Origin of the sequence: Rhodanobacter sp. FDAARGOS 1247 (genome assembly GCF_016889805.1) — a bacterium.
In the GTDB taxonomy this organism is placed as follows: Bacteria; Pseudomonadota; Gammaproteobacteria; order Xanthomonadales; family Rhodanobacteraceae; genus Rhodanobacter.
In genome coordinates, this window is record NZ_CP069535.1 from 93,258 (window position 1) to 118,274 (window position 25,017).

Sequence of the window (25,017 nt, forward strand, 5' to 3'; positions counted from 1 at the left end):
GGGATGACGAGTGGAAGTTTCCCGCATGGGGTTGTGAATGAAGGTTTTCATCAGTGGTTCTCCAGCGCCGGCAGCGCATGCGCCGCGGCGCGTTCGGCCGCGCGCGCCTCGCGGCGTTCGACCAGGGCGCGAATCAGGACGTAGAACAGCGGCGTGTAGATCAGGCCGAAGATGGTGACGCCCAGCATGCCGGCGAACACCGCCACGCCCATCGCGTGACGCATCTCGGCACCGGCGCCGTGCGAGGTGACCAGCGGCACCACGCCCATGATGAAGGCGAACGAGGTCATCAGGATCGGGCGCAGTCGCAGCTTGGCCGCTTCCAGCACCGCCTCGTGGCGGCTCATGCCTTCATGCTGGCGTTCGCGGGCGAACTCCACGATCAGGATCGCGTTCTTGCACGCCAGTCCGACCAGGACGATCAAGCCGATCTGGGTGAAGATGTTGTTGTCGCCACCGCTGAGCCACACGCCGGCGATCGCGGACAGCAGCACCATCGGCACGATCAGGATCACCGCCAGCGGCAGCGACCAGCTCTCGTACAGCGAGGACAGCACCAGGAACACCAGCAGCACGCACAACGGGAATACCAGGATCGCGGTGTTGCCGGCCAGGATCTGCTGGTAGGTCAGCTCGGTCCACTCGAAGCTGAAGCCGTTCGGCAGGTTGTCCTTGGCCAGCTTCTCCATCGCCGCCTGCGCCTGGCCCGAGCTGTAGCCCGGCGCCGGGCCACCGTTGATCTCGGCGGTGGCGTAGCCGTTGTAATGCTGCACGCGGTCCGGGCCGGCGCCCTGCTGCACGGTGACGAACGAGCCCAGCGGCACCATCTGGCCCTGCGCGTTGCGCGTCTTCAGCTGCAGGATGTCCTGCGGCGTGTGGCGGAACGCCGGGTCGGCCGATACATTGACCTGGTAGGTGCGGCCGAAACGGTTGAAGTCGTTGACGTAGAGCGAGCCCATGTACGCCTGCATGGTCTGGTACACGTCGCCCAGGTTCACGCCTTCGGCCTTGGCCTTCTCGCGGTTCACGTCGGCGTCCACCTGGGGCACGCTGACCTGGAAGCTGGAGAACAGCCCGGCCAGTGCCGGATCCTTGCGGCTGGCCGCGATCAGGTTCTGCGTCTGCTTGTACAGCTCGTCGAAACCGCGGTCGCTGCGATCCTCGATCTGCAGGCGGAAGCCGCCGATCGTGCCCAGGCCCATCACCGGCGGCGGCGGGAACACCGCGATGTACGCGTCCTGGATCGAGGCGAACTTCTGGTTCAGCGCGCCGGCGATCGCACCGGCCGACAGCGAAGCGTCGCGGCGTTCCTCGAACGGCTTCAGCGTGACGAACACGATGCCGGAGTTGGTCGAGTTGGTGAAGCCGTTGATTGACAGGCCGGGGAAGGCCACGGCGTGCTCCACGCCCGGCTGCTTCAGCGCGATCGCGCCCATCCGCTGGATCACGTCCTCGGAGCGGTCGAGCGAGGCCGCGTCGGGCAGTTGCGCGAACGCCACCAGGTACTGCTTGTCCTGGCCCGGCACGAAACCGGTCGGCACGTGCGAGAAGCCAAACCAGGTCAGCGCGATCAGGCCGGCGTAGATCACCAATGCCAGCTTGCCCTTGCCGACGATGCGCTTGACGCCGCCCACGTAGCGCTCCGAACCGCGATGGAAGATGCGGTTGAACGGACGGAACAGCCAGCCGAAGGCGCGATCGATGCCGAGGGTGAGACGGTCCTTCGGCGCGTCGTGGCCCTTCAGCAGCACGGCGGCCAGCGCCGGGCTCAGGGTCAGCGAGTTGAACGCGGAGATCACCGTGGAGATCGCGATGGTCAGCGCGAACTGGCGATAGAACTGGCCGGTCAGGCCGCTGACGAAGGCGGTCGGGATGAACACCGCGCACAGCACCAGCGCGGTGGCCACGATCGGGCCGGTGACTTCATGCATCGCCTTGCGTGTCGCGTTGCGCGGCGTTTCGCCGAGTTCGATATGCCGCTCGACGTTCTCCACCACCACGATCGCGTCATCGACCACGATGCCGATCGCCAGCACCAGTCCGAACAGACTCAGCGCGTTGAGCGAAAAGCCGGCCAGGTACATCACCGCGAACGTGCCGATCAGCGACACCGGCACCGCCACCAGCGGGATGATCGAGGCGCGCCAGGTCTGCAGGAACAGGATCACCACCAGCACCACCAGCAGGATCGCTTCCAGCAGCGTGTGCGCCACCGCCTCGATCGAGCCACGCACGAACACGGTCGGGTCGTAGACGATCGAGTAATCCACTCCCTGCGGGAACTCCTTCTTCAGCTGCGCCATGGTGGTGCGCACTTCGTCGGAGATCTGGATCGCGTTCGAGCCGGGCCGCGCGAAGATCGGCAGCGCCACGGCGGGCTTGTTGTCGAGCAGGCTGCGCAGCGCGTAGTTGTTCGAGCCCAGATCGATCTTGGCCACGTCGCTCAGGTGGGTGACGCCACCGTTCGCGTCGGTGCGCACGATGATGTTGCGGAAGTCGTCCTCGCTGACCAGCCGGCCGCGCGTGTTGATGTTGAGCTGGAAGGCGGAATTGGACGGGCCGGGCGGCGCGTTCAGCGCGCCGGCGGCGACCTGCACGTTCTGCTCGCGGATCGCGTTGATCACGTCACCGGTGGTGAGCGAGCGCTGCGCCAGCTTCTGCGGGTCCAGCCACACGCGCATCGAGTATTCGCCGGCGCCGAAGATCTGCACGTCGCCGACGCCGTCGAGCCGGCCCAGCACGTCCTTCACGTGCAGGCGCGCGTAGTTCGACAGGTACAGCATGTCGTAACGCTGGTCGGGCGAGGTGAGATGCACCACCATGGTGAGGTCGGGCGAACTCTTCTGCGTGGTCACGCCGAGTCGCTGCACTTCCTCGGGCAGCTTCGGCAGCGCCTGCGCCACGCGGTTCTGCACGTCGACCTGGGCGGTGTTGAGGTCGGTGCCCAGCGCGAACGTCACGGTCAGGGTGAGCGCGCCGTCACTGGTCGCCTGCGAGGAGGTGTACAGCATGCCCTCCACGCCGTTGATCTGTTCCTCCAGCGGCGTGGCGACGGTTTCGGCGATCACCTTGGGGTTCGCGCCGGGATAGGCGGCACGCACCACCACGGTGGGCGGCACCACTTCGGGGTATTCGCTGATCGGCAGCTGGAACACCGCGATGGAGCCGGTGATCACGAACAGCAACGACAGCACGGCGGCCATGATCGGCCGGTCGACGAAGAATTGGGCGATGTTTTTCATGCAAAGAGTCCTCGACGAAGCCGTGTTGCGGCTTCGGTCTTCTTTTGCTCCTCCCCCTGCAGCGCAGGGGGAGGTGGGGAGGGGGTAACGCTTTTGCTCTTGGCTTCTTGGCTGGCTGGAGGGCTTCACCCCTCCCCAACCCTCCCCTGCACGTCCCGCAAGGGGACTTCCTTCGGTCGCAGGGGAGGGAGCGCATCGTCAGCCTTGCGGTCGTTTCGGCGCAGCCGCGGCGGCCAGCTCCACGTCCTGTTTCGGTGCGGCGGCGTCACGCTCGACCAGGGCCTTGTCCGCCGCTTCCAGCCGGTAGCTCATCGCCACCTTCTGCGGATTGACCTCGACGCCGGGGCGCACGCGCTGCAGGCCGTTGACCACCACCAGGTCGCTCGGCTGCACGCCGCTGTCGATCACGCGCAGGCCGTGGAACAAGGCACCGGTGTCCACCTTGCGGTATTGCACCTTGTGCTCCTTGTCGACCACGTAGACGAACTGGTTGCCGAGGTCGGTGCCGATGGCGCGGTCATCCACCAGCACGCGCGGCTTCGCCTGGCCGCTCTGCAGCTGCACGCGGGCATACAGGCCCGGCGTGTACAGGCCGTCGGCGTTGTCGAACACCGCGCGCAGGCGCATCGTGCCGGAGCCGGTGTGCAGCTGGTTGTCGACGAAGTCGAGGCGGCCCTCATGCGGGTAACCGGATTCGTCGGCCAGGCCCATCGCCGCCTCGATCCGCGCGTTGTGGCCCGCCTGCTTCGCGCTGGCGCGCAGGTGGTCGAGCTTCAGCCAGGTCTGCTCGTCGACGTCGAAGTAGACATAGACCGGGTTTACCGAGACCACGCTGGTCAGCACGTCGTTGCTGGTGACCAGGTTGCCGGGAGTGACGCGGGCGTTGCTGACGCGGCCGTCGATCGGCGAGCGCACCTTGGTGAAGTCCAGGTTCAACCGCGCCGCGGCCAGGGCGGCGGTGGCCGCACCGAGCTGGGCCCGCGCGCTTTGCGCGGTGGTGTCCTGACGATCGGCTTCCTGCTTCGCGATCGCGTGCTGGGCCAGCAGCATTTCGGCGCGGCGCTGGTTGGTCTGCGCCAGGTTCAGTTCGGCCTTCGCCTGCGCCTGGTTGGCGACCAGCCGGTCGACTTCGGCCTGGTACGGGCGGGCGTCGAGCTGGAACAGCACGTCGCCCTTGTGCACCAGTGCGCCTTCCTGGAAGTGCACCGACTCGACGAAGCCGCCGACCCGCGGCTGCACCTGCACCGTGTTGACTGCTTCCAGCCGGCCGGTGAAATCGGCGCTGTCACTGACCTTGCGGGTCAGCGCCTGGGCCACGGTGACTTCGGGCGGCGGACCGCCAGCGGGGGTTTGTGCCTGGCTGTCGGTGCCGTGCAGCAGCACCCAGCTGCCCAGCACGGTAACGGCGATCAGGGGGACCAGCATCCATTGTTTTTTCATCTTGCGCTCCCAGAACCTTGGTGACCGGGCAGGGGATTCCCGGCGAGGGTCGAGAGAATAGGTGTACTTCCCGGTATAGAAAACCCGGTTCTTGCGCATTACACTCGTGCGTCCCAGTCACGAATCGACGAGGAATTGAAGCAATGGAAGACTTTTCCGCCATATCGACCTTCGTCCGCGTGGTCGAAGCCAAGAGTTTCGCCGCCGCCGCCAGCCAGCTGGGCATGACCCCTTCCGGCGTCAGCCGGGCGGTTTCCCGGCTGGAAACCCAGCTTGGCGCCCGGCTGCTGTTCCGCTCCACCCGGTCCCTGCGCCTGACCGACGATGGGGCCTCGTTCCACGCACGTTGCAAGGAGATCCTCGCTGATCTGGCCGAAGCCACCGAGGCGCTGAACTTTGCCAACAGCAAGCCGACCGGCAAGCTGCGGGTGGGCATCTCGCTGTCGGTAGGCCGCGCCGCGGTGATCCCGCGGCTGACCGAGTTCGAGCAGCGCTACCCGGACATCCGGCTGGAGCTGTCGATGAGCGACTCGCCGGCGGATCTCAATGGCGAGGGCCTGGATTGCGCCATTCGTGTCGGCGAGCTGGAGGATTCCAGCCTGATCGCACGCAAGATCGGCTACCTCAGCAACGTCGTGTGCGCCTCGCCCGAGTATTTGCGCAAACACGGCGCGCCGCGCAGCATCGAGGACCTGAAGGACCACCGCTGCATCAACTACGTCTACCCGAACGGCCGTCCGCGCCAGTGGCAGTTCGACACGCCGGGCGGACAGATGAGCGTGGACATCGACGCGCACATGCTGATCAACGACGGCGAATCGGTGCTGCAGGCGGTGGCGGCCGGCATGGGCATCACCCAGATGCCGCGCATGATGGCGGCTTGCATGCTGGACAAGGGCATGCTCGAACTGGTGATGACCGACACCCGGTCGACCGGCAAGCCGGTGTGGATCGTCTACCCGCAGAAGAAGCACCTGTCCGCCCGGGTGCAGGCCTTCATCGAGTGGGTGCGCGAGCTGTTCGACCGCACCAACCAGTGCACGGCCGGAGCGCCGAAGGCCATGCCGAAGCCGCTGCGCAAGGAAGCGCTGGTCGAAGCGGCGTAGGAACGATCGCGCCGGGGCCTCAGGCTCCGGCGGGCACCAGCAACAGCAGGGCCGCGCCGAACGCGATGCGGTAGATCGCGAACGGGGTGAAGGTGTGCGCGCGGATGTAGCCGAGCAGCCACTTCACCGCGATGAAGGCCACGATGGCCGAGACCACGAAGCCGACCAGCAGGGCGGTCCAGTCCTCGTGCACCGCGCCGCCGTCCTTGACCACCTTCAGCAGTTCGTAGCCGGTGGCTGCGTACATGGTGGGAATGCCGACAAGGAAGGCGAACTCGGTGGCCGCGGCGCGGTTGCTGGTGCCGAACAGCATCGCCGCGAAGATCGTCGCCGCCGAACGCGAGGTGCCGGGGAAGATGCCGGCGATCATCTGCGCGATGCCGACCAGGATCGCCACCCGCCAGGTCACCTCGCTGCGGTCGGGCTGGCGCTCGGCCAGCCGCTCGGCGGCGATCATCCACAGGCCGCCGACCACCAGCGCCCACGCGATCGGGGTCACCTTCTCCGGCAGCTTGAAACCCAGCTTCACCGCGATGAAGCCGAGCACGGCGGTGATCGCGAAGGCGACGGCCAGCTTCAGCAGGTAGTCGCGGTTGACCGGATCGCGCCATTGCGTCAGCAGCTGCCAGATGCGCTTCCAGTAGATCAGCGTCACCGCCAGGATCGCGCCGGCCTGGATGCCGATGTTGAACAGGTCCGAGCGGGCGCCCAGCCCGAACTTCTCCGCGATCAGCAGGTGGCCGGTCGAGGAGATCGGCAGGAATTCGGTGATGCCTTCGATGATGCCGAGCAGGATGACGTGGAGCAGATCGATCACGGGTAAGTCCGTTGCGTGGATGGAGTGCGCCGGCTGGCAGCAGGCGCCATAGCTTACGGGTTTTGCCCCCGTGGTGGCGTGCGGCCAGGGGGCATCGGCATCGAACGGACCGCGCACTGGAACGGTGCAAAGCCCGCAGGGCCGCGCGTGCGACTGGTGCGAATGCTCCTGCGAATGCTCCATGGCGGCGGCCCGGCTGCAGCCGGGATCGGGCTGCAGCAAGGCCTGCGCCCGCTGGCACGCGGCTTGCTGAAGCGGCTTGAGGGTCATGCGCAGCGCGACCCGATGAAGATGTATGGACGTCTGGACGTCCATCTGCCGCAAGCCACCAGCGCAAGGGGATGAGTTCATGAAGCGATACGGAATGGCAGTGCGGTTCTTCGCCGCGTCGTGCATGGCGTCGGCCATGGCGCCGGCCAGCCAGTGGGTCGGCAATGCCGGCGTGGTCAGCGACTACCTGTTCCGCGGCATCTCGCAGACCGACCGCAAGCCTGCGCTGCAGGCGGGCGCGGAGTTCGATCACGCCAGCGGCTGGTACGTCGGTGGCTGGGGCAGCAATGTGAGCTGGCTGTCCGATGGCTCGACCACGGCCGCGCCGGTGTCTAGCAGCGTGGAGCTGGATCTCTACGGCGGCTGGCGCGGCAACCTCGGCGGTGACTGGAGCGTCGACCTCGGTGCGTACCGCTACCAGTACCCGGGCAGCTACCCGGCGGGCTACACCCTGCCGAACACCAGCGAGCTGTACGCCGCACTCGCCTGGAAAAGCCTGTCGCTGAAGTACTCCCACGCACTCACCAACCTGTTCGGCTATGCCGACAGCGAGCACAGCGGCTACGTGGACCTGTCGTGGAACCAGGAGTTCGCGCCGGGCTGGCAGCTCAACGCGCATGCCGGCCACCAGCAGGTGCAGAACGTGCCCGGCGCCTCGTACAGCGACTGGAAGCTGGGCGTGACGCGCAATTTCGCCGGCCACTGGTCGCTGGCGCTGGGCTACTACGACACCAATGCACGCCGCTCCGTCTACACCAACGCACGCGGCCATTACCTGGGCCGCGCCACCACGGTGCTGAGCCTGGCCCGGTCGTTCTGAATCCCTCCACCCGGAGCTGTCCATGAAACTGATCACCAGCATCATCCGTCCGTACAAGCTCGACGAGGTCCGCGATGCGCTGGCGCGCGCCGGCGTGTCGGGCATCACGGTGACCGAGGTCCGCGGCTTCGGCCGCCAGAAGGGTCACACCGAGCTGTATCGGGGTGCCGAATACGTCGTCGACTTCCTGCCCAAGCTCAAGGTCGAGGTGGTGGTGCCCGACGAACTGCTCGACGCGGTGCTGGAGGAAATCCAGCAGGCCGCGCGCACCGGCAACGTCGGCGACGGCAAGGTCTTCGTCACCGGCGTTGACCAGGTGATCCGCATCCGCACCGGCGAGCTCGACGCCGATGCCCTCTGACCCGCACCGCGTGAGGTTTTCCATGAAAGAGATCAAGTTCCCCCGCGCCCTCGCCGCGGGCCTGGTGCTGGCCCTGCTCGCGCCGATGCTGCATGCCGAGGCCGCCGTGCCGGTGGTCGACAAGGGCGACGTGGCGTGGATGCTCACCTCCACCTTGCTGGTCCTGCTGATGACCGTGCCGGGGCTGGCGCTGTTCTACGGCGGCCTGGTGCGTTCGAAGAACGTGCTGTCGGTGCTGATGCAGGTGATGACGGTGTTCTCGCTGCTGCTGCTGTTGTGGGTGGCCTACGGCTACAGCCTCGCGTTCAGCGGCGGCGGCGCGCTGATCGGCAACTTCGACAAGCTGTTCCTGCACGGCGTCACGAAGGACACGCTGGCCGCCACCTTCAGCGCGGGCGTGGCCTTGCCGGAATACGTGTTCGTGGCGTTCCAGGCCACCTTCGCCGGCATCACCGGTGCGCTGATCGTGGGTTCGTTCGCCGAGCGCATGCGTTTTCGCGCGGTGCTGCTGTTCGCGGCGATCTGGTTCACCTTCGCCTACCTGCCGATCGCGCACATGGTCTGGTACGGACCGGACGGCTACCTGTTTGCGAAGGGCGCGCTGGACTTTGCCGGCGGCACGGTGGTGCACATCAACGCGGGCGTGGCCGGTCTGGTCGGCGCCTACCTGGTCGGCCCGCGACTGGGTTTCGGCCGCGAGCCGATGAAGCCGCACAACGTGACCTTCACCATGATCGGCGCGGCGCTGCTGTGGGTGGGCTGGTTCGGCTTCAACGCCGGCTCCAACCTGGAAGCGAACGCGGGCGCGGCGCTGGCCTTCATCAATACCTTGCTGGCCGCGGCGGCGGCGGTGCTGGCGTGGCTGGCGGTGGAGGCGATCATGCGCGGCCACGCCTCGATGGTCGGCGGCGCCTCCGGCGCGGTGGCCGGCCTGGTCGGCATCACCCCGGCCTGCGGCACGGTGGGTCCGATGGGTGCGATCGTGATCGGGGCGCTGGCCAGTGTCTGCTGCGTGTGGGGCGTCACCGGGCTGAAGCGCCTGTTGCGGGCGGACGACGCGCTGGACGTGTTCGGCGTGCACGGCATCGGCGGCATCGTGGGCGCGCTGCTGACCGGCGTGTTCACCGCACCGGCGCTGGGCGGCACCGGCGCGGCGGGCTTTTCGATCGCCCACCAGCTCGGCGTGCAGGCGTTGGGCGTGGGCATCACCGTGGCGTGGAGCGGGCTGGTCTCGATACTGGCCTGGTTCGCGGTCAAGGCTGTGTTCGGCCTGCGCGTCCCCGGCGATGCCGAGCGCGAGGGGCTGGACATCACCACCCACGGCGAAAGCGCCTACGATGTCTGAGCTGGCCGGCCGGCCCGGATGAGTGTCAGTATTGGTGCAACAGCCCAAGGCCGTTGCACCAATACGCGGCATCCGGCTGCGCCCGGAATACCAGGAAAGCCCGCCAGGCCTTGTCCCGCAAGGATTCCGGCCATTGGCACGGGGCTTGCTCAAACCCGTCCATCATCCATCGCCGAGGTTGCTCCATGTCCGCCAACAAAGTGCTCGACCTGATCCAGGAACACGAGGTCGAGTTCGTCGACTTCCGTTTCGCCGACATGCTCGGCGTGCACCACCACGTCACCTTCCCGGCCCACGCGATCGACGAATCGACGTTCGAGGACGGCAAGATGTTCGACGGTTCCTCGATCACCGGCTGGAAGGGCATCAACGAGTCGGACATGATCCTGCTGCCCGATCCGGACACCGCCCACCTCGACCCGTTCAGTGCGCACGTGCAGCTGATCCTGCACTGCGACGTGCTGGAGCCGTCGACGATGCAGGCCTACGGCCGCGACCCGCGCTCGATCGCCAAGCGCGGCGAGGCGTTCCTGAAATCCACCGGCATCGCCGACACCGCGTTCTTCGGCCCCGAGCCCGAGTTCTTCATCTTCGACTCGGTGCGCTGGCAGAACGACCCGGGCCGCGTGTTCTACGAGATCGGTTCGGAAGAAGCGGCGTGGTCGTCGCGCTACAAGTACGACGGCAGCAACACCGGCCACCGTCCGGGCGTGAAGGGCGGCTACTTCCCGGTCAGCCCGGTCGACTCGCTGGGCGACCTGCGCGCGGACATGTGCAAGGTGCTCGAATCGCTGGGCCAGACCGTCGAAGTGCACCACCACGAAGTGGCGAACGCGGGCCAGTGCGAGATCGGCGTGAAGTTCAACACGCTGGTGAAGAAGGCCGACGAACTGATGACGATGAAGTACGTCATCAAGAACGTGGCGCACCAGAACGGCAAGACCGTCACCTTCATGCCCAAGCCGCTGGTCGGCGACAACGGCAGCGGCATGCACGTGCACCAGTCGCTGGCGAAGAACGGCGAGAACCTGTTCGCCGGCGATCTCTACGGCGGCCTCAGCCAGACCGCGCTGTGGTACATCGGCGGCATCTTCAAGCACGCCCGCGCGATCAACGCGTTCGCCAACTCCACCACCAACAGCTACAAGCGCCTGGTGCCGGGCTTCGAGGCGCCGGTGATGCTGGCGTACTCGGCGCGCAACCGCTCGGCGAGCTGCCGCATCCCGTACGTGGCCAGCCCCAAGGGTCGCCGCATCGAGGTGCGCTTCCCCGATCCGATGAACTCCGGCTACCTGGTGTTCACCGCGCTGATGATGGCCGGCCTGGACGGCATCATCAACAAGATCGACCCGGGCGCGCCGGCCGACAAGGACCTCTACGACCTGCCGCCGGAAGAGGAGAAGAACATCCCGCAGGTCTGCTCCAGCCTCGACGCCGCGCTGGAAGCGCTGGACAAGGATCGCGAGTTCCTGAAGGCCGGCGGCGTGTTCACCGACGACTTCATCGACGCCTACATCGAGGTGAAGATGAAGGAAGTCACCAAGTACCGCGCCAGCACCCATCCGCTGGAATTCCAGATGTACTACTCGCTCTGAGCGAGGCTGGCGAGTGTCGAAAAAGCGGGCGCTGCGGCGCCCGTTTTTTTTGGAAACGATGCGGCTGTCCGCGACTGGCCGCCCGAGCCTCGCGACGCCGGAGTCGAGCGATCAGTAGCCCACCGTGAAGCGTCGCCGCGAGTGCTTCGGGGTTTCCAGTTCATCGACGAGGGCGATCGCATAGTCCTCCATCGAGATCCAGCTCTTGCCGTTCGCATCGCTGAGCAACGGGTCGGTGCCGAGGCGGAACTTGCCGGTGCGCTCGCCGGGGACGAATTCGGCCGACGGCGACAGGAAGGTCCAGTCGAGTTCGTGCTCGCCGCGCAAGGCATCGAGGAAGCGGCGGCCGCCTTCGGCCTCCGGCCGATACGCCGCGGGAAAGCCGGGCGCGTCGAGCAGCATGTGGCCCGGCGCCACCTCCAGCGTGGCGGCGCCGCCGACTACCAGCAGCCGCGTGACCCCGGCCTGCTTCACCGCGGCGAGCAACGCGGCAGCGTCGGTGCTGGCGAACTTCAGCGCACTGATCACCGCGTCGTGGCCGGCCAGCAGCGGCACCAGTTGCGCGGGCTGGCCGGCGTCGGCGTTCTTCAACACCAGACCCGGCTGGCCGGCCAGCTTGCCGGTGTCGCGGGCGATGCCGGTGACGCGATGGCCACGGCGCAGCAGTTCGGCCAGCAGGCGCGAGCCGACGCGTCCGCTGACGCCAAGCAGGACGATGTTCATGATGGTGTTCCTGTGCCGGCCACGCGCGGTTTGCCGATGGCGCCGCGTCGATGATCACGCGAGACTAACGCCGCCAATGTAAGCAATGCGTGGATGACGGACACAGGTGGACGCCGCAATGCCAGACCGGAATAGTTCGCCCCGGATGCCGACCATCTTCTTCGGCCACGGCAATCCGATGAATGCGTTGCACGAGAACGACTGGAGCCGCGGCTGGGCCGCGATCGGCCGGCGCCTGCCGCGCCCGCGCGCGGTGCTGTCGGTGTCGGCGCACTGGTATCTGCCGGCCACCTTGCTCACCGCGATGGCCAGGCCGCGCACGATCCACGACTTCGGCGGCTTCCCGCGCGAGCTGTTCGAGGTGCAGTACCCGGCGCCGGGCGACCTCGACCTGGTGCATCGCGTGCGCGAACTGCTGCAGCCGCTGGACGTGGAGGAGGATCGCTCATGGGGGCTGGACCACGGCACCTGGTCGGTGCTGCGCCATGTCTATCCCGACGCCGACGTGCCGGTGGTGCAGCTGTCCATCGACGAGTCGCAGCCGCCGGCGTTCCACTACGGCCTGGGCCGATTGCTGCGACCGCTGCGCGACGAAGGCATCCTGCTGATCGGCAGTGGCGACGTGGTGCACAACCTGCACGCCTATGCGTGGGGCCGGCATCCGGCCGAGCCGTTCGACTGGGCGCTGCGCTTCGAGGCGAAGGCGCGCGAGCTGATGCTGCAGGGCGACCATCATGCGCTGGTGGATTACCCCGCGCTGGGCCGCGATGCCGAACTGTCGATCCCTACGCCGGACCATTACCTGCCGCTGCTGTACGTGCTCGGCGCCAGCGACGAGGGCGACGCGGTGACATTCCCGGTCGAAGGCATGGACGGCGGCTCGATCTCGATGCTGAGCGTGCAGTTCGGCTGAGTCGTCCGCCGCAGGGATCAGTCGCCGGCCTCGTTCGCCAGCCACGCCCGCGCGGTGCGGGTCTCCTGCATCGAGAGCTCGGGGTGCGCGTGGATGTCGGTGTACAGCGCTTCCAGTTGCGGCAGCAGGTCCTGCAGGTTGCCGGGCAGGGATTCGGTGGCAGGTGTGGGCTTCTCGTTCATGGTTCGGGTCCCCCGAGTCGATCGCCGAAAGCTACTCCACGGTGATCCTTCGCAGGTGAAGGCGACGCGCCCTGATCAACGGCATTGCACCAAAGCGGAACATTGTCCATAATGGTGCAATGAACGAACTGGCGTGGCGGACGTGGGCGGAGCAGATGGCGACCGGGCTGGTGCTGGTCGACGCGGAGCTGCGCCTGAGCTGGGTCAATCCGGCGCTGACCGAATGGCTGGAACTGGGCTTGCGCAGTCCGCTCGGACAACCGCTTGGCGTGTTGCTGGGCGACGACGGTGCGGTGGCGCAGGCGGCGCGGGTGCTGACCGAACAGCGGCCGGCGCAGTGGCGCGGGGTGTCGCTGGCGGCGGCCAGCGGACGCCAGCTCAGCGCGGACATCGCCCTGCAGCCGTTCGATGACGGTCTGTTGCTGGAAGTGCACGCGCTGGCCGAACCCCCGGCGAGCAGTTCGCCGCTGTCGGCCACCCTGCGCGGCTTCGCCCACGAGGTGAAGAATCCGCTGGCCGGCCTGCGCGGTGCGGCGCAGCTGCTGCAGCGCCGGGTCGACAGCGACGACCTGCGCGCGCTGGCCGGGCTGATCATCGACGAGGCCGACCGACTCGGCGTGCTGGCCAATCGCCTGCTGCATCACGACGGCGCGCCCCAGCTCGGCCCGGTCAACATCCATCGCTTGCTGGAACGCCTGTGCGACCTGCTGCAGGCGGAACCCGCGCCGCCACGGCTGTGTCACGACTACGACCCCAGCGTGCCCGACCTGTTGGGCGACGCCGATCGCCTGCAGCAGCTGCTGTTGAACCTGGCCCGCAACGCGACGGAAGCCGGCGCGCAGACGCTGACCTTGCGCACGCGGATCGAACACGGCCTGCGCGTGGGCGAGCGGATGCTGCGCATGGCCTTGCGCGTGGACGTGATCGACGACGGCGCCGGCGTGCCCGCGGCGCTGCGCGACACCCTGTTCCAGCCGCTGGTCTCCGGCCGCGCCGACGGTACCGGCCTGGGCCTGGCGCTGTCGCGCGAGATCGCCCACGAACACGGCGGCGAACTGCGCTGCGCCAGCCGCCCCGGCCACACCGTGTTCTCGCTGTACCTGCCGCTGGAGCGCGCCCATGACTGACCCGCGCGCACGTGCTCCGCTCCCTCCCCTGCGCAGCAGGGGAGGGTTGGGGTGGGGTCAGCTCTTGATCTTCCTCACCCACCCGAGCGACCCCCTCCCAACCTCCCCCTGCCACGCAGGGGGAGGAGCACAGCGGACTCGCTGCACGGCTGACGCACGTGCTCTGCTCCCTCCCCTGCTCAGCAGGGGAGGGTTGGGGTGGGGTCAGCTCTTGATCTTCCTCGCCCGCCCGAGCAACCCCCTCCCAACCTCCCCCTGCGAGCAGGGGGAGGAGCCAAGCGGAACACGCGCATGACCACCACCGACATCTGGATCCTCGACGACGACCGCGGCGTGCGTTTCGTGCTGGCCGAGGCCTTGCGCGACGCGGGCCTGGCGGTGCGCGAGTTCGGCGAGGTGGCCGCGGTACGCGCGGCGCTGCAGACGGCACGTCCCGCGCTGCTGCTCACCGACGTGCGCATGCCGGGCGAGGACGGCCTGAGCCTGCTCGGCGAACTGCAGGCGCAAGGCATCGGTCCGGTGATCGTGATGAGCGCGTACACCGACGTGGCCACCACGGCGGCGGCGTATCGCGCCGGCGCGGTCGACTACCTGGCCAAGCCGTTCGACCTCGATCACGCGGCGGCCTCGGTGCAGCGCGCGCTGGCCAGCGTGGCGGCGCCCACAGCGGCTGCCGTGCATACGCTCGCAGCCGGTCATGCGCTGCTGGGCGAGAGCGCGCCGATGCGCGAGGTGTTCCGGCTGATCGGCCGCGTCGCCGCCAGCGACCTCAACGTGCTGGTCACCGGCGAAACCGGCACCGGCAAGGAACTGGTGGCCCGCGCGCTGCACGAGGAAAGCGCGCGCCGCGACCAGGCCTTCGTGGCGTTGAACACCGCGGCGATTCCCAGCGAGCTGCTGGAGAGCGAACTGTTCGGCCACGAGGCCGGCGCATTCACCGGCGCCACCCGTCGCGTCGCCGGCCGCTTCGAGCAGGCCGAGGGCGGCACGCTGTTCCTCGACGAGATCGGCGACATGCCGCTGGTGCTGCAGACGCGCCTGCTGCGCGTGCTGGCCGGCGGCGAGTTCTATCGGGTGGGCGGGCGCGAGCTGATCCGCTGCAACGTGCGCATCGTCGCGGCCACCCACCAGGATCTCGCAGCGCGTGTCGCCGCCGGTGCGTTCCGCGCCGACCTGATGCACCGGCTCGACGTGGTGCGCATCGAGCTGCCGCCCCTGCGCACCCGTCGCGGCGACATCGCGCTGCTGGCCCAGCACTTCCTGGCCGCCACTGCGCAGGAGTTGAAGCTGCCGCCGAAGCGCTTCTCGAAGGCGGCGCTGAAGCAGGTCGCCCAGCGCGACTACCCGGGCAACGTGCGCGAGCTGGAAAACCTGTGCCGCCGGCTGGCGGTGATCGCGCCGGGCAGCGAAATCCTGCCGGCCGACCTGGGCACGACGGAAGGCGGCAGCCGCGGCGGCGAATGGACCGACGCGCTGCGCGAGTGGGCCACGCAGGCGCTGGCCGACGGCGAGGCGGACATCCATGCCCGCGCCCGCGAGGCGCTCGACCAGATCCTGCTGCAGGCCGCGCTGCAGGCGCACGAAGGCCATCGGCAGAACGCCGCCCAGGCGCTGGGCGTGGGCCGCAATACGCTGACCCGCAAGCTGGGGGCTTCGCGTACGCGGCGGCGGTGAGCCGAATCCCGAACGGGCCCGCTCGCCCGGGGCCGGCTCCTACGCGGCCACCCGTCCCAGGGTGATGCACAGCCGATGCACCGCGCCGTCGGTCGCCAGCGCAATGGGCTCGGCCGCATCCAGCGTCTGGCCGTCCATTTCAACCTGCAGCACGCCGCGACAGACATGCTCCGGATTGCGCACTTCGATCTCGTGAATCGTGCCGCGATGACGGTAGCTGATCCGGAAGCCGTCCCAGGCCTTCGGGATGCACGGCGCGATGCGCAGCCGGTCGCCGCGCAGGTGGAAGCCCAGCACCGCCTCCAGGCCTGCCCGGTACAGCCATGCCGCCGAGCCGGTGTACCAGGTCCAGCCGCCGCGGCCGATGTGGGGCGTCACCGAATAGACGTCCGCGCAGACCACGTACGGTTCGACCTTGTAGCGGGCGATGGCTTCGGCGCTGCCGCCGTGGTTGATCGGGTTGAGCAGCCTGAACTGGTCGCCGGCGCGGTCGCCGTCGCCCAGCCCGGCCCAGGCGAACACCGACCACGTCGCGCCGTGCGTGTACTGCCCGCCGTTCTCGCGCACGCCGGGCGGGTAGCCCTTGATGTAGCCGGGGTCCTCCTTGCCGTCCTGGTCGAAGGGCGGCGTGAACAGCCGCGCGAGTTGATGGGGATGATCGACCAGCAGGCGGTCGACCGAGGCCATCGCCTGGGCCGCGTGCGCATGGTTGTCGGCGCCGGCCAGCACGCTCCAGGACTGCGCGATGGTGTCGATCTGGCATTGCGCGTCCTGCGCCGAACCCAGCGGCGCGCCGTCGTCGTAATAGCCGCGGCGATACCACGCGCCGTCCCACGCCTGCTCCAGCGCCCGGCGCAGCGTCGTGGCGTGGTCGCGCCAGCGCCGCGCGCGTTCGTGCTCCCCGCGTTGGTCGGCGATCGGCGCCAGCTGCGCGATTGTGGCCAGCAGGAACCAGCCCAGCCAGCTGCTCTCGCCGCGGCCCTGGGCGCCCACCGCGTTCATGCCGTCGTTCCAGTCGCCGGTGCCGATCAGCGGCAGGCCGTGGGCGCCCCGGCTCAGGCTGGTGTCGATCGCCCGCGCGCAATGTTCATACACGGTGGCGGTTTCGTCCGAGACGCCGGGCTGGAAGAACGCGTCGGTGGCGTCGTCGGGAATGGCCTGGCCGCTGAGGAAGGGCAGCACCTCGTCGAGCACCGCGCGGTCGCCGCTGACCTCGACGTAGTGCATCGCCACGTAGCCCAGCCAGACGCGGTCGTCGCGGATCTTCGTGCGGATGCCCTGGCCCTTCGGCGGCAGCCACCAGTGCTGCACGTCGCCTTCGGCAAACTGGCGGCCGGCGGCGCGCAGCAGGTGTTCGCGGGCGAGGTCGGGCCGGCTCACGCACAGCGCCATCACGTCCTGCAACTGGTCACGGAAGCCGTAGGCGCCGCTGGCCTGGTAGTAGGCGGTGCGCGCCCACAGCCGGCAGGCGGTGACCTGGTACAACGCCCAGTCGTTGAGCAGCAGGTCCATGCTGCGTTCCGGCGTGCTCACCTGCACGGTGTCGAGCACGCCGTTCCAGCGCGCGGCGACTTCGCCCAGCACCTCATCGATGTCGATGCCGCGATACTTCGCGACCAGGGCCTGCGCCGCCGCGGCATCGCCACCTTCGCCGAGCAGGAAGTGCAGCTCCAGCGACCTGCCCGGCGGCAGTTCGATGCGGGTCTGCAACGCGCCGCACGGGTCCAGGCCGGCGCCCACGCGTCCGTCCAGCGGCGCCTCGCCCTGCAGCGCGGCCGGGTTGGCGATGCTGCCCAGCGCACCCAGGAAATGCGCGCGGTCGCCACTGATCGACTGCTGACTTCCGCCCATGTCGAAGAACGCCACGCGTTCGCCGAAATCCGCGCGCCAGCGATTGCGGGCGAACAGCGCGCCGGTGTCGTCGTCGCGCGAGGTCACCACGAACGGGGCCGGCGTGCTGCCGTTGGGGCCCAGCGCCCATTCGACGTAGCCGGTGATCGCCAGTCGCCGCGTGCGGGCGGAGCGGTTGCACAGGCGCAGGCGCGACAGCTTGATCGTGTCGTCGACCGGCACGCACTGGACGAGCTCCAGCGCGATGCCGTGCGCGTCGTTGCGGAAGCGCGTCCAGCCCTTGCCGTGGGTCGTGGTGCAGCGGGCGCCATCGACGCGGATCGGCAACGCGGTGGCCGTCCACAGCGCGCCGTCGTCCGCGTCGCGCAGGTAGATCGCTTCGTGCGGCATGTCGCTGACCGGATCGTTCGGCCACGGCGTCAGCGGATTCTGCTGGCTGTTGCCCGACCACGCGTAGCCGCCGCCCTCGGCGGTGACCAGGAAGCCGAAGGCCGGGTTCGCGATCACGTTGCTCCACGGCGCCGGCGTGGGGCGTGCCGCATCCAGCTCGATCCGGTAGGCGCGGCCATTCGCCACGAAGCCGCCGTGGCCGTTGGCGAATTCGGCTGCCGCGGCGTCGTCGTCGAAGTCGATCGCCGCGGCGCCGGAGATGATCGGGGAAGGCCGGGAAGCGGTTTCCGGTGGCGGCGAAGGCGACGCCGCGACCGGGTTGTTCAGCACCAGCCGCGCCACGGTCAGCAGGCCGTCGCGCAAGGCGTCGCCGATCTGGTCGTCGCGCAGGCAGAACAGTTCGGCCTTGGGCGCGTCGTCCTGTTCCTTCAGTTGCTGCCGTTGCCGATCGACGCGCTGGCTGAGTTCGTCGCGCTGCGTGCCGGCATCGGCGCCCAGCTGATCGAGCACCACCACGTCCATCGCCAGCTGATGGGCTTGCCACCAGCGCTGGGCCAGCAGCAACTCGTCCAGCTGCGGGACATCCGCCGGAGCGCGCAGGAACAGCAGGGCGATCGGCCGATCGCCCGAGATGCTGGCGCCCCACAGCGTGGGCGGCCCGCCCTGGCCGCGCTGGCGCTGGTCGGCATGGGCGCGCTGGCTGGCGTCGCTGACCAGCAAGGCCTGTCGCCACTGCGCAAATTGCCGGTCACGTGCCGCATCGACACCGAAGCGCTGGCGTTCGTCCCGCGCGTGCCGGGCCGCGGTCGCGAACAACTGCGTGGCCGCGTCGGCATCGTCGAGGCGTGCACGCAGCTCCGCGGCGCCGTCGCGGGTGTCGGCCAGCCGCGTCCACAGCAACAGGCGGATGCTGCCACCCGCGGCCAGGGTGAACCCGTGGCGCAGGGCGAACACCGGATCGAGCACGCAGCCGGTGCTGCCGGAAAGTTTCGCCCCGGGCTGCATCGCCATCGCGTTGCGCAACGTGCGGCAGCGGCCCAGGAAACGGGCGCGATCGGTTTCGTGCGTGGTGGCGACATGGGCCGCGCCTTCGACCAGCAGCGCCTGCGCCGCCCACACCTGTGCCTGGCTGTCGCTGCGCCGGCGGCGTGTCGCCAGCAGCAGTCCGCGTTCGTCGTCCCATTCGGTCTGCACGAACATCTTGGAGAAGGCGGGGTGGGCGTTGTCGTCGCCGATCGGCCCCAGCACCAGTTCGGCGTAGCTGGTCAGCGACAGGTGCCGCGTTCGATCGCCGTGATGGGTCACCGTGAGCCGGCGCAGTTCGATGTCGGCATCGGGCGCCACCGCGATTTCCAGCGAACTTTCGATGTCGCCGTGTCGATGGCCGAACACGAGGCGTCCGGCGTCGTACCCGGCTGTGCCGATCGTCGCCGTCTCGCCCAGTGGCTGCGCGGTGGCGCCCCACACCGCGCCGCTTTCCTCGTCGCGGAGCAGCAGGAAGCTACCCCAGGGATCGGTCACCGCATCCTCGCGCCAGCGCGTCACGGCCAGGCCGTGCCAGCGGACGAAGCCGGCGCCGCTGGCGTCGAGCATGCTGGTCAGCTTGCCGTTGGAGAGCAGCGGCAACGCCGTGCGGTGGCCATCGGCAGCGGAGGAAACGGGGGATTGGGAAGACATGGCGGGCGTGGACTCCTGACGCGATCATCGCGGGCCTTGCGCGCCGCGATCTCCATCCAGCCTACGGCGGCGGCGGGGAAACATCGCGTGAAAGCAGCGCTCGATCAGCGCGGCCTTACACGCCATCCATGCAGTCGCCTGCGCAGACTGGCGGATGGATGGCCGCGCCGCAGCACCGGGCACGAATGCCGGGTGCGGTTGTCCCAAGCCTTGCCCGATGCCGGACGATGCCGTGCGCATGGCGCGCCCGTCCTGCCCTCAACGACTACAGGGACCCGCTGGATGCCACCGATGCCGCCGCTGTGCTCGCTTCCCGACGACGCCCTGCTGGAGCGCCTGCAACGGGCGGCGCTGGGCTACTTCGTGGAGCTGATGAATCCCCGCAACGGACTGGTGCCGGATACCTCGCGCGACAACTCGCCGGTCAGCATCGCGGTGGTCGGCTTCGCGCTGTCGGTGTATCCGCTGGCGGTCGAGCGCGGCTGGATGGATCGCGAGGAGGCGGTGCAGCGCTGCCTGCTGGCATTGCGCTTCTTCCACGACAGCGACCAGAGCGGCAGCCCCACCGCCACCGGCTACAAGGGCTTCTACTATCACTTCCTCGACATCCACCAGGGTCGGCGCGTGTGGCAGTCGGAGCTGTCGATGATCGACAGCGCCCTGCTGATCGCCGGCATGCTGACCACGGCCACCTGGTTCCAGGCGGACAACGCCGCCGAAACCGAACTGCGCGCGCTGGCCGACACGCTGTATCGCCGCGTCGACTGGCGCTGGGCGCAGGATGACGCGGGCACCATCCGCCAGGGCTGGAAGCCGGAGTGCGGCTACCTGCACTACGGCTGGGAAGGCTACAGCGAGGCGATCGTGCTGTACGCGCTGGCGCTGGGCTCGCCCACCCATCCGGTCTCGCCGGATTGCTACGCGGGCTGGGAGTCCACCTACCAGTGGGAAAACCTGTACGACCAGGATTTCCTGTATGCCGGGCCGCTGTTCGTGCACCAGTTCTCGCACGCCTGGGTCGACCTGCGCGGCATCCGCGACGGCTTCATGCGCGAAAAGCAGTCCGACTATTTCGAGAACACCCGGCGCGCGATCAACGTGCAGCGCTGCTACGCCGAACTCAACCCCCACGAATTCGCCGGTTACGACCGCAACTGCTGGGGCCTGTCCGCCTGCGACGGCCCCACCGATGAACGCCCCGATGTCAACAACGAACGCCGTCGCCTGTTCGGCTACGCGGCGCGCGGCGTGCCCTACGGCCCGGACGACGGCACCCTGTCGCCGCCGGCGGTGCTGGCCTCGGTGGCGTTTGCGCCGGAGCTGGCGCTGTCCGCACTGCGCAACATGCTGCTGCGCTGCCCCGAGATCCTCGATGGCGACCGCCTGGCCACCAGCTTCAACGCCAGCCTGGTCGACGCAAATGGACGGCCATGGGTGTCGGGCGGGCAGTACGGGCTGGACCAGGGCGTCATCTTCATGATGATCGAGAACCATCGCAGCGGCGGCATCTGGCGTACGTTGCGCCGCTGCCAGCCGCTGGTCGACGGCTTGCGCAAGGCCGGGTTCAGCGGCGGCTGGCTGGATGCGCCGACAGCGGAGGCCGCGGCATGAGCACGAAATTCGACGCCAGCGTCAGCACGCCGGTGGACGCGTGGGAACGCAAGCGCCTGGCCGCGGTGCGCCCCGCGTCGTGGAACAACCCCGCGCCCGCCGCGCCATATCAGCTGGTGATCATCGGCGCCGGGCCCGCCGGCCTGGCCGCGGCCCGCGAGGCGGCGGCGCTGGGCCTGCGCGTGGCGCTGGTCGAGCGCCACGAGATCGGCGGCACCTGCTTCAACACCGGCTGCGTGCCGTCCAAGGCCTTGCTGCGCACCGCCGCGGTGTACGCGGAAATGCGCGACGCCGCCCGCTACGGCGCCGAGGTGCCGGCCGACATCCGGGTCGACTTCAGCGCCGTGATGGAGCGCCTGCGGCGCATCCGCAGCCACCTCACCAACACCACCTCGGTGCGCCTGCTGGCGGCCAGCGGGGTGGACGTGTTCTTCGGCAGCGCGCAGTTCAGCGGGCCGGACAGCCTCACCGTCAACGGCCAGCCGCTGCAGTTCGACAAGGCGCTGATCGCCACCGGCGCGCGCCCGGACATCCCCGACGTGCCGGGGCTGAAGCAGGCCGGCTTCCTCACCAACACCACCATCTTCGAGCTGGCCGAACTGCCGCCGCGGCTGCTGGTGATCGGCGGTGGTCCGCTCGGCTGCGAACTGGCGCAGGCGTTCCAGCGGCTGGGCTCGCGGGTCACCATCGTGCAGAAGCTGCCGCTGTTCCTCGAACGCGAGGAACGCGACGCGGCGCAGACGCTGTCCGACGCGTTCGCCCGCGACGGCATCGAGGTGCGCCTGAACACCCTGGCGGTCGCCGTCCGCAGCGACGGCGACGAGAAGGTGGTCGACCTGGTCAGCGACGATTACCACAGCACGATCCGCGTCGACGCCATCCTGACCGGCGTGGGGCGCCTGCCCAACGTGCAGGGGCTGGCGCTGGAAAAGGCCGGCGTCGTGTATGACGACGTCGCCGGCATCCGGGTCGACGACCAGCTGCGCACCGCCAATCCGCGCATCCACGCCGCGGGCGACGTCTGCCTCGACGAAAAGTACACCGACACTGCCGAGGAATCCGCGCGCGTCGCGATCCGCAACGCCGTGCTCGGCGGCTGCGAAAAGATGAGCGAGCTGGTGGTGCCGTGGTGCACGTACACCGACCCGGAGATCGCCCACGTCGGCATGTACGTGCGCGAGGCCAATGCGCGGGGCATCCCGGTGAAGACCTTCACCGTGCCGATGCATCAGGTCGACCGGGCGATGACCGACAGCGAGCAGGGCGGCTTCGTGAAGATCCACGTGCGCGACGGCAGCGACCGCATCCTCGGCGCCACCATCGTGGCGCGCGACGCCGGCGACATGATCAGCCAGGTCACCCTGGCGATGGTGGCCGGCGTGGGCATGCGCACGCTGGCGAAGGTGATCCACGCCTATCCCACCCGCACCTCGGCGATCCGGCTGGCGGCCAAGGCATACAACCAGACGCGGCTGAGCGCGCGCGTGGTGGCGCGCCTCAAGCACTGGCTGGCGCGGCCGCGCTGATGTCGGTCACGCCGGCTTTCCCCGCCAGCACCTACACTGTTTTCCCTTACTCCACTGACGCAAGGACTCTCCCATGCAACTCGGCATGATCGGCCTCGGCAAGATGGGCGCCAACATGGCCCAGCGACTCCTCCAGGGCGGCCACCAGGTGACCGGCTTCGACCCCAGCGCCGAAGCGCGCAAGGGCCTCGAAGGCCACGGCGGCGGCGCGGCCGAGTCGCTGAAGGCGCTGGTGCAGGCGCTGCCCGCGCCCCGCGTGCTGTGGCTGATGGTGCCCTCGGGCAAGATCACCGACGACACCGTCGACGCCTTGCTGGCCCTGCTGGACAAGGGCGACACGATGATCGACGGCGGCAATTCCAACTACAAGGATTCGCTGGGCCACGCAGCCAAGTGCAAGGACAAGGGCGTCAACTACGTCGACTGCGGCACCAGCGGCGGTGTGTGGGGACTGGCCGAGGGCTACAGCATGATGGTCGGCGGCGACGAGCAGGTCGTCGATGGCCTGAAGCCGATCTTCGAGACACTGGCGCCGGGCAAGGACAAGGGCTGGGGCCGCGTCGGCCCGGTCGGTTCCGGCCACTTCACCAAGATGGTCCACAACGGCATCGAATACGGCCTGATGCAGGCCTACGCCGAAGGCTTCTCGATCCTCAAGCACAAGGAGGAATTCGGCCTGGACCTGGCGCAGATCGGCAACATCTGGCGCGACGGCAGCGTGGTGCGCTCATGGCTGCTGGAGCTGGCCACCGACGCGCTGAGCAAGAACCCGACCATGCAGGGCATCGCGCCCTACGTGGTGGATTCCGGCGAGGGCCGCTGGACGGTGAACGCGGCGCTGGAACTCAACGTGTCCGCCCCGGTGATCACCCTGTCGCTGATGGAACGCTTCCGCTCGCGCGACGACGACTCGTTCACCGACAAGCTGCTGGCCTCGCTGCGCAATGAATTTGGCGGGCACGCGATCAAGAAGGAATAACCGGCCGTGCTCCCTCCCCTGCTCGCAGGGGAGGGTTGGGGTGGGGTTAGCTCTTGATCTTCTTTTAGTCCACCTAGCCCACTTGGCCTTGCTGACATCAAGAGCGAAAAGCTTTCGTCTGCCTGCGGCAGCCGAGCCACCTTTCTCTGTGTGGCCAGAGAAACGTGGCCCAAAGAGAGGCCACCCCGCTTCCGCGCCTTGCGGACATCCTGTCCGCAAGGTTCGCGAGTCGGGGCCGGGCTTTTCGACAGCACATCCATGTGCTGGCGAAAAGGCATCGGCATCCATGCCGATGCCCGCTACGCGGCCTGTCGACCCCGCCTCGCCGCTGCAGAGGGGCCCTGGGTAGAGCAGCGGGCCATCGTGGCCCGCACACTTCAGAAGAGCTGGAGCAGAGCAAAAGCCGCAGTGCAAAACCGAAGCTAGGAACAAGCGCTTCGTCATTCTTCGAAGATGAGGCGATGCAGGATCAAGCTTCGGAAGTCGACTTTCGACCCGTAGCGGACATGAGGCAGCGAGAAATGGGAGCCTACGCATGCCGAAGAGACGAATAGATCTGGAGCTGGCAATTAGGATGCTCATGGTCGAGGTGAAGGATGGGGACACGCATGATTGACAGTTCCGGCGAACAAATCGATTTCAGTAAAACCTTGCTTGGTAACGATCCTATCGGTCCGCTTTCGAAGCTGCTTTGGGAATGCCAGGCAATCTATGGAACCGAAGTGGCAAACCCGCTGATCCGAATGTTCATGTCGCAGAACGCTGCAACAACGGCGTGGCATCTGGCCGACTGGACATGGATGAGCTGTCCGCCTGAAAAGCGGACAGCGTTGGCGGACGTAGTGGGAGCGGCTGACCAAAGCTGGCCGGCTTTCGCCACCAGAGTTCGCGAAGTCAGCCTTGCTCTAGCGATCTGCCGTGAACTCGCAACGGCCGGAAAGCACGTTGCTATTAGTCGTGGCGAGATGAAGAACCTCACCGTTGAGGTCGAACACGATGATGAAACCAAAGAGACCCGCGTTTGGATTTGCATCGACGGCGAGCGCATACCTGACCTCGACATCTATGGCCGAGCACTGCGTTGGTGGATTGAACTCTACATTCACATGGGATTCTCTGAGGCGGCGAGACTCCGGGAAGCTCTTGACCAAGTAAATGCGCCCGATTGAAATCACGTCGCCGGATAGCTCCCGCTTTCGACACGAAGCGGACATCAGTAGCGTCTAGCTCTCGGGGCGCCGTGCCCTATATGGGGCGGGACGCTGGCCATATGGCCGAGGCGGTGTTATGTTTTTCTTGGCGCTCGGCAGGCGCCTGACACCCGTCTGAGCGAAGCTGGAAACGGCACTGCCTGTAAACGTCGACCGA

General features: G+C 68.2%; 19 protein-coding genes. 13 read left to right on the forward strand and 6 right to left on the reverse strand.

Annotation, left to right across the window (positions count from 1 at the left end; genetic code table 11):
* Positions 1-50 precede the first annotated feature (50 nt).
* Together I6J77_RS00450 and I6J77_RS00455 are read right to left on the reverse strand one after the other, a co-directional pair.
* Positions 51-3,242, reverse strand: coding sequence for an efflux RND transporter permease subunit (locus tag I6J77_RS00450; protein ID WP_204110124.1), 3,192 nt, complete (start codon positions 3,240-3,242; stop codon positions 51-53).
* A 198-nt stretch (positions 3,243-3,440) separates the two neighbouring features.
* Positions 3,441-4,682, reverse strand: a complete 1,242-nt coding sequence (locus I6J77_RS00455; RefSeq protein ID WP_204110125.1) for an efflux RND transporter periplasmic adaptor subunit — start codon at positions 4,680-4,682, stop codon at positions 3,441-3,443.
* A gap of 143 nt (positions 4,683-4,825) precedes the next feature.
* On the opposite strand from I6J77_RS00455, the gene I6J77_RS00460 reads away from it, so the two are divergent.
* Positions 4,826-5,788 (forward strand): LysR family transcriptional regulator, encoded by a 963-nt coding sequence (locus tag I6J77_RS00460; RefSeq protein WP_204110126.1) that lies wholly within the window; start codon positions 4,826-4,828, stop codon positions 5,786-5,788.
* 19 nt (positions 5,789-5,807) lie between these two features.
* Here I6J77_RS00460 and I6J77_RS00465 read toward each other — a convergent pair whose 3' ends face one another.
* A complete protein-coding gene (locus tag I6J77_RS00465; RefSeq protein WP_204110127.1) occupies positions 5,808-6,605 on the reverse strand; it encodes an undecaprenyl-diphosphate phosphatase in 798 nt (265 codons plus the stop codon).
* A gap of 162 nt (positions 6,606-6,767) precedes the next feature.
* Here I6J77_RS00465 and I6J77_RS00470 point away from each other — a divergent pair, with 162 nt between their 5' ends.
* The 5 genes from I6J77_RS00470 (at position 6,768) to glnA (ending at position 10,996) form a co-directional block, all read left to right on the forward strand.
* The gene (locus tag I6J77_RS00470) at positions 6,768-6,950 is read left to right on the forward strand and encodes a hypothetical protein (RefSeq protein ID WP_204110128.1); all 183 of its coding nucleotides are present in this window, start codon (positions 6,768-6,770) and stop codon (positions 6,948-6,950) included.
* A 4-nt stretch (positions 6,951-6,954) separates the two neighbouring features.
* The gene (locus I6J77_RS00475) at positions 6,955-7,695 is read left to right on the forward strand and encodes a TorF family putative porin (protein WP_304627167.1); all 741 of its coding nucleotides are present in this window, start codon (positions 6,955-6,957) and stop codon (positions 7,693-7,695) included.
* Between the two features lie 22 nt (positions 7,696-7,717).
* Positions 7,718-8,056: a P-II family nitrogen regulator gene (locus tag I6J77_RS00480; RefSeq protein WP_056763009.1), complete on the forward strand. Its 339-nt coding sequence runs from the start codon at positions 7,718-7,720 to the stop codon at positions 8,054-8,056.
* A gap of 22 nt (positions 8,057-8,078) precedes the next feature.
* Positions 8,079-9,401 (forward strand): ammonium transporter, encoded by a 1,323-nt coding sequence (locus tag I6J77_RS00485; RefSeq protein WP_056763010.1) that lies wholly within the window; start codon positions 8,079-8,081, stop codon positions 9,399-9,401.
* A 185-nt stretch (positions 9,402-9,586) separates the two neighbouring features.
* Positions 9,587-10,996 (forward strand): type I glutamate--ammonia ligase, encoded by a 1,410-nt coding sequence (gene glnA, locus I6J77_RS00490; protein WP_056714849.1) that lies wholly within the window; start codon positions 9,587-9,589, stop codon positions 10,994-10,996.
* 111 nt (positions 10,997-11,107) lie between these two features.
* Here the strand turns inward: glnA and I6J77_RS00495 are convergent, their stop codons facing one another.
* Positions 11,108-11,719: an NAD(P)-dependent oxidoreductase gene (locus I6J77_RS00495; protein ID WP_204110129.1), complete on the reverse strand. Its 612-nt coding sequence runs from the start codon at positions 11,717-11,719 to the stop codon at positions 11,108-11,110.
* Positions 11,720-11,864: 145 nt separating this feature from the next.
* Between I6J77_RS00495 and ygiD the strand changes: the two genes are divergently transcribed.
* Positions 11,865-12,632, forward strand: a complete 768-nt coding sequence (gene ygiD / locus I6J77_RS00500; RefSeq protein ID WP_204110130.1) for a 4,5-DOPA dioxygenase extradiol — start codon at positions 11,865-11,867, stop codon at positions 12,630-12,632.
* A 17-nt stretch (positions 12,633-12,649) separates the two neighbouring features.
* Here ygiD and I6J77_RS00505 read toward each other — a convergent pair whose 3' ends face one another.
* Positions 12,650-12,814, reverse strand: a complete 165-nt coding sequence (locus tag I6J77_RS00505) for a hypothetical protein (protein ID WP_239309103.1) — start codon at positions 12,812-12,814, stop codon at positions 12,650-12,652.
* Positions 12,815-12,933: 119 nt separating this feature from the next.
* On the opposite strand from I6J77_RS00505, the gene I6J77_RS00510 reads away from it, so the two are divergent.
* Together I6J77_RS00510 and ntrC are read left to right on the forward strand one after the other, a co-directional pair.
* A complete protein-coding gene (locus I6J77_RS00510) occupies positions 12,934-13,941 on the forward strand; it encodes a nitrogen regulation protein NR(II) (RefSeq protein WP_204110131.1) in 1,008 nt (335 codons plus the stop codon).
* A 291-nt stretch (positions 13,942-14,232) separates the two neighbouring features.
* Positions 14,233-15,615, forward strand: a complete 1,383-nt coding sequence (gene ntrC, locus I6J77_RS00515) for a nitrogen regulation protein NR(I) (RefSeq protein ID WP_204110132.1) — start codon at positions 14,233-14,235, stop codon at positions 15,613-15,615.
* Positions 15,616-15,654: 39 nt separating this feature from the next.
* On the opposite strand, the gene I6J77_RS00520 is transcribed toward ntrC, so the two are convergent.
* Complete coding sequence (locus I6J77_RS00520; protein ID WP_204110133.1) at positions 15,655-19,533, reverse strand: glycosyl hydrolase family 65 protein; 3,879 nt, start codon at positions 19,531-19,533, stop codon at positions 15,655-15,657.
* A gap of 282 nt (positions 19,534-19,815) precedes the next feature.
* On the opposite strand from I6J77_RS00520, the gene I6J77_RS00525 reads away from it, so the two are divergent.
* From I6J77_RS00525 to I6J77_RS00540, 4 genes are all read left to right on the forward strand, one after another.
* Positions 19,816-21,144: a glucoamylase family protein gene (locus I6J77_RS00525; protein ID WP_239309105.1), complete on the forward strand. Its 1,329-nt coding sequence runs from the start codon at positions 19,816-19,818 to the stop codon at positions 21,142-21,144.
* Positions 21,141-22,670 (forward strand): mercuric reductase, encoded by a 1,530-nt coding sequence (locus I6J77_RS00530; RefSeq protein WP_204110134.1) that lies wholly within the window; start codon positions 21,141-21,143, stop codon positions 22,668-22,670. The genes I6J77_RS00525 and I6J77_RS00530 overlap by 4 nt, the downstream gene beginning before the upstream one ends.
* Positions 22,671-22,743: 73 nt before the next feature.
* Positions 22,744-23,649, forward strand: a complete 906-nt coding sequence (gene gnd / locus I6J77_RS00535) for a phosphogluconate dehydrogenase (NAD(+)-dependent, decarboxylating) (protein WP_204110135.1) — start codon at positions 22,744-22,746, stop codon at positions 23,647-23,649.
* A gap of 608 nt (positions 23,650-24,257) precedes the next feature.
* Positions 24,258-24,818, forward strand: coding sequence for a hypothetical protein (locus tag I6J77_RS00540; protein ID WP_204110136.1), 561 nt, complete (start codon positions 24,258-24,260; stop codon positions 24,816-24,818).
* Positions 24,819-25,017 lie beyond the last annotated feature (199 nt).

What these genes read in the sequence shown, in the direction of transcription:
- I6J77_RS00450 (WP_204110124.1), bottom strand. Translation starts at nt 3,242, where the DNA reads ATGAAAAACATCGCCCAATTCTTCGTCGACCGGCCGATCATGGCCGCC.
- I6J77_RS00455 (WP_204110125.1), bottom strand. Translation starts at nt 4,682, where the DNA reads ATGAAAAAACAATGGATGCTGGTCCCCCTGATCGCCGTTACCGTGCTG.
- I6J77_RS00460 (WP_204110126.1), top strand. Translation starts at nt 4,826, where the DNA reads ATGGAAGACTTTTCCGCCATATCGACCTTCGTCCGCGTGGTCGAAGCC.
- I6J77_RS00470 (WP_204110128.1), top strand. Translation starts at nt 6,768, where the DNA reads ATGCTCCTGCGAATGCTCCATGGCGGCGGCCCGGCTGCAGCCGGGATC.
- I6J77_RS00475 (WP_304627167.1), top strand. Translation starts at nt 6,955, where the DNA reads ATGAAGCGATACGGAATGGCAGTGCGGTTCTTCGCCGCGTCGTGCATG.
- I6J77_RS00480 (WP_056763009.1), top strand. Translation starts at nt 7,718, where the DNA reads ATGAAACTGATCACCAGCATCATCCGTCCGTACAAGCTCGACGAGGTC.
- I6J77_RS00485 (WP_056763010.1), top strand. Translation starts at nt 8,079, where the DNA reads ATGAAAGAGATCAAGTTCCCCCGCGCCCTCGCCGCGGGCCTGGTGCTG.
- glnA (WP_056714849.1), top strand. Translation starts at nt 9,587, where the DNA reads ATGTCCGCCAACAAAGTGCTCGACCTGATCCAGGAACACGAGGTCGAG.
- I6J77_RS00495 (WP_204110129.1), bottom strand. Translation starts at nt 11,719, where the DNA reads ATGAACATCGTCCTGCTTGGCGTCAGCGGACGCGTCGGCTCGCGCCTG.
- ygiD (WP_204110130.1), top strand. Translation starts at nt 11,865, where the DNA reads ATGCCGACCATCTTCTTCGGCCACGGCAATCCGATGAATGCGTTGCAC.
- I6J77_RS00505 (WP_239309103.1), bottom strand. Translation starts at nt 12,814, where the DNA reads ATGAACGAGAAGCCCACACCTGCCACCGAATCCCTGCCCGGCAACCTG.
- I6J77_RS00510 (WP_204110131.1), top strand. Translation starts at nt 12,934, where the DNA reads ATGAACGAACTGGCGTGGCGGACGTGGGCGGAGCAGATGGCGACCGGG.
- ntrC (WP_204110132.1), top strand. Translation starts at nt 14,233, where the DNA reads ATGACCACCACCGACATCTGGATCCTCGACGACGACCGCGGCGTGCGT.
- I6J77_RS00520 (WP_204110133.1), bottom strand. Translation starts at nt 19,533, where the DNA reads ATGTCTTCCCAATCCCCCGTTTCCTCCGCTGCCGATGGCCACCGCACG.
- I6J77_RS00525 (WP_239309105.1), top strand. Translation starts at nt 19,816, where the DNA reads ATGCCACCGATGCCGCCGCTGTGCTCGCTTCCCGACGACGCCCTGCTG.
- I6J77_RS00530 (WP_204110134.1), top strand. Translation starts at nt 21,141, where the DNA reads ATGAGCACGAAATTCGACGCCAGCGTCAGCACGCCGGTGGACGCGTGG.
- gnd (WP_204110135.1), top strand. Translation starts at nt 22,744, where the DNA reads ATGCAACTCGGCATGATCGGCCTCGGCAAGATGGGCGCCAACATGGCC.
- I6J77_RS00540 (WP_204110136.1), top strand. Translation starts at nt 24,258, where the DNA reads ATGATTGACAGTTCCGGCGAACAAATCGATTTCAGTAAAACCTTGCTT.